Source organism: Stieleria sp., assembly GCF_041595215.1.
In the GTDB taxonomy this organism is placed as follows: Bacteria; Planctomycetota; Planctomycetia; order Pirellulales; family Pirellulaceae; genus Stieleria; species Stieleria magnilauensis.
Window position 1 is genome coordinate 1 of sequence record NZ_JBFHKV010000820.1, and the last position, 4051, is coordinate 4051.

Consider the following 4051-nt stretch of genomic DNA (forward strand, 5'->3'; position numbering starts at 1 on the left):
AAAGCGTTTGGGTCGCTCGGAAAGGCCGCGACCTTGATGACCATCCACAACATGGCCTACCAGGGTCAGTTTCACCATGACGCGTTCAAGTGGACGGGCTTGGATTGGAAACATTTCACCCATGAGACGTTCGAGTACTACGGGCAGCTCAATTTTCTGAAAACAGGAATCGTCTGCGCCGACCATGTCACAACCGTCAGTCCCCGTTACGCGATGGAGATCTGCACGCCCCAGCACGGCTGCGGTCTCGATGGCGTGCTGGCGTCCAAAGGCGGGCGTGTGACTGGCATCACCAACGGAATCGATGAGACCGTCTGGAATCCGGCGACCGATGTTCACCTGAGCGCAAACTACGATCAAAACAATTGGCCTTCGGGCAAAACCGCCAACAAACGATCGCTGCAGCTCGAGTTCGGACTCGAAGAATCAGCCGACGTGCCGATGATCGGTTTGGTGGGGCGTTTGGCCGAACAAAAAGGCTGGGATTTGATCCTTCCGGTGATCCGTCAGCACGTCGAAGAAGGCCGGCCGACGCAATGGATGATCCTTGGCAGCGGCGACAAGCAGATCGAAGCCGAACTGACGGCATTGGCGGCCCAAGCGCCCCAGCAAGTCGCCGCACACATCGGCTTTCACGACGCCCTGGCGCACCGGATTGAAGCCGGTGCGGATTTGTTTGTGATGCCCAGTCACTATGAGCCGTGTGGGCTCAATCAACTCTATAGCCTCCGTTACGGAACGATACCAATTGTTACCGCAACGGGCGGTCTGGCCGACACGGTCGTCGACACGACGGCCGAAACGCTATCCAACCAAACGGCGACCGGATTCCACTTGCGCGAGGTTTCTCCGCGCGGACTCGACGAATCCATCGGCCGAGCCCTGAAATTGCGATATCACGAGCAAAAAATTTGGAATAATTTGGTGCAGCGCGCGATGGCCGCGGACTGGTCTTGGAGGAAGAGTGCGTCCCAGTATGTGGAGCTTTACGACAACGCAGTTTCCCTTAAGGGGGGCAAGGCTCTCGTGCCAAAATGAGGGCCGGCAAACGATTTTGTTTTTTTGCTCAGACAAGACTGGAAATTGCTCAGAAATTGGTAGAGTGACGCAAGTCGGGTCCGTAAACAGCACTCCCAATCTGGATGACTTGGGACGGCTCAAGCGGACGAGAGGTTGATGGACAAGCCGGTGGTGGCAGCACCCGTGTTCAGGCATCCTCATCAATCCCAACCTAACCCTGCTGCGACGCATGTCTTCTGATTCTGAGCAACAACCGCAAATCGTTTCGGCAGAATCAGATCTGCCCCGTCAAGTAAGCGAAGCGGTCTCAGAATATCACGCGAAGCCCGGGACCATCGACACCGACACGCGACTGGCGTCGGCCGGCGAAACCGAAGCGATGTGGCCGGGACGACCGGCGCGGCGATCGGTCATCCGTTCACTGACACGTTCAGATGCCGATACCAAAAGCCGAAAAGAAGCGGCTTCCTATCGGGGCAGCAGCGCAACGTCGCATACCCGGCGAGACTTGCTGACCGGCGACTGGACGATTTTTGCGCCCAAACGCGATCAGCGCCCCAACGATTACGAAGCTGCCAAGCAGCCCTCTGTCGCCACCGCCACAGCGCATTCGGCGTTGGAGCACCCGACGTCCGAGCGTCCGAGCGTCGATGCGGCCTGTCCCTTTTGTGTCGGCGCCGAAAACCGCACGCCGGAGGCCGTCTGGTCGGCCAAATTGGGCGACCAGGCAACGGCGCCACTCGATAGCGCAGCGACCCGCTTTGCCGGACCGGCGGTCGAGGTCGTTCCGGGCGAACAAGAGAATTGGGACGTGCGTGTCGTGCCCAACAAGTTTCCGGCCGTCAGCCCCTGCGATGCCGAGAAAGGCGGCCACGTCGATCGGCACAATCTGTTTCCGATCACCGATGTGGTCGGCGGACACGAAGTGATTGTCGAATCCTCGCTGCACGCCGAATCGATCACGCAATATGACCCCGCAATGGTCTACATGACCTTGCTCGCCTTCCGCGACCGGATTCGCCATTGGCGACAGGTCCGTGGGATCAACTACATCAGTGTGTTCAAGAATTGCGGTCCCGAAGCCGGTGCGTCGCTGCGGCACAGCCATAGCCAGCTGATCGCGACCAGCCTGATGCCGCACCATGTCCGTACCACATTGCTTCGCTGCGAGCACCACCGGGCACGGACCGGATGCACGCTCGCCTGCGATTTGTTGCGTGCCGAGTTGGCCGAGCGAAGTCGGGTGATCGATCGTACCGACTCGTTTGTCGCGTTCTGCCCGTTCGCCAGCCGCTTCGGTGGCATGATTCGATTGACGTCGGTGGAACACCAACCCCACTTTGATCTGATGACCGAGACGTCGTTGGACCAATTGTCCAGTTTCCTCTGGCGAGTGCTCTGCTGGGTCAATGAAGCCTTCCCGGGCAAAGCATTCAATTACCTGCTACACACCTGTCCTCCCGGCGGCCAACAGCCCGAAGCCTTTCAATGGTCGCTCGATGTCTTTCCGCGATTGAACAAAACCGCGGGATTCGAGTGGAGCTGTGACTGCATGATCAATTCACTGTTGCCGGAAACCGCCGCGCTGCGTTACCGCGAGATCGCCCGACGGCATGATCCGCGAAACGTTTTGCTGACGCGGTAAGACACCCGCACGCTGGCGGCTCCAGACCTCCGCCTTCCCCAGGCGTTGAGACTCGCGAACCGGCCGCCCGGCTGACGACCCGACGGCCCACCGGCTGGCGACCCCGTTCTCAAGCAATCCAGTTCCCCGGCTGGCCGGTGTGGTCACCGGCACCACCCTGTCGGCCGGTCTGCCCCAGCGATCGGTCAAGAATCGCTGTGAAAATTTGCCGATTCTGACTGTTGTCCACCCCTACAGTCATGCCGATACAACCTGTGGGTCGCCGTTAACGGTTAGGGGAAGACGTACAAACTGGGAAACCTTTTGCTTCAACGCCTGATCGATTTCGTGCAACCGGACTGATCCGTCCGGAGTGGCCATTCGGAAACGTCCACTCGTTTCATACAATTCGCTCAGTAATCACGTCCGGCAACCCGGTTGAACCCTTACGCTGTGCGACAACGCACGGTGTCGTCAATCGTTGCTACCAATTCACGACTTTAACTCCTGCGAACATGTCTGCTCACGTTCATCTTTGCTTGGTTTTGCACAATCATCAGCCGATCGGTAACTTTGACGGCGTGTTTGAGCAGGCATACCAAGATAGCTATCGACCGTTTTTGGATGTCTTTGAGCCCTATGACAAGTTGCAGATTTCGCTGCACACGTCGGGACCGTTGATGATGTGGTTGGCCGAGCGTCATCCGGAGTATCTCGATCGGCTGCGATTGTTGGTCGAAGCGGGACGGATCGAGATCGTCGGTGGTCCGCAATACGAGCCGATCTTGACCATGCTGCCGGCGCGAGACCGGATCGGCCAAATCGAAGCGTATGGCCGCTGGCTGGAGCGGCACTTGGGTAGCACCCCGGCAGGGATGTGGACGCCGGAGCGGGTTTGGGAATCCACGTTGACGCGTGACGTCGCTGATGCCGGCATTCGCTACACCGTGCTGGACGATTATCACTTCCGGGCCGCGGGAGTCGATGAGAATCAATTGACCGGTTACTTCATCACCGAAGACGACGGGCGGTTGCTGCGTATCTTCCCCGGTTCGGAACACCTGCGTTACACGATCCCCTTCCAACCGGTCCAGGCGACGATCGATTATTGTCGCAGCGTGGCCGAGCGAGCCCCCGGCGCGGTCCTGACCTTCGGCGACGACGGCGAAAAATTTGGTACCTGGCCCGACACGAAAGTACACGTGTACGACAAGGGCTGGTTGAAATCGCTGTTCAACGCGCTGACAGAAAACGCCCCGTGGTTGCACACCGTGGCCCTCGGCGAAGCGATCAATCGCACCGCACCAATCGGGAAAATCTATTTGCCCGATTGCAGCTATCGCGAGATGACCGAGTGGTCGCTGCCGACCGAGTCACAAGTCGTGCTCGACGAGGTGACCCATGAGA

Annotated in this window: 2 protein-coding genes and 1 pseudogene; all 3 read left to right on the forward strand. The window is 58.8% G+C overall.

Features of this window, described 5'->3' with window-relative positions; translation table 11 throughout:
- The coding region (locus tag ABX749_RS24685; RefSeq protein WP_372898335.1) for a glycogen synthase at positions 1 to 1038 on the forward strand (1038 nt) is incomplete at its 5' end.
- 211 nt (positions 1039 to 1249) lie between these two features.
- Positions 1250 to 2665 (forward strand): DUF4921 family protein, encoded by a 1416-nt coding sequence (locus ABX749_RS24690; RefSeq protein WP_372898336.1) that lies wholly within the window; start codon positions 1250 to 1252, stop codon positions 2663 to 2665.
- A 494-nt stretch (positions 2666 to 3159) separates the two neighbouring features.
- Positions 3160 to 4051: pseudogene (locus tag ABX749_RS24695) on the forward strand (alpha-amylase); the annotation flags it as partial.

Excerpts from the sequence above, each read along its gene's own strand:
- ABX749_RS24690 (WP_372898336.1), top strand. The coding sequence starts at position 1,250 with ATGTCTTCTGATTCTGAGCAACAACCGCAAATCGTTTCGGCAGAATCA.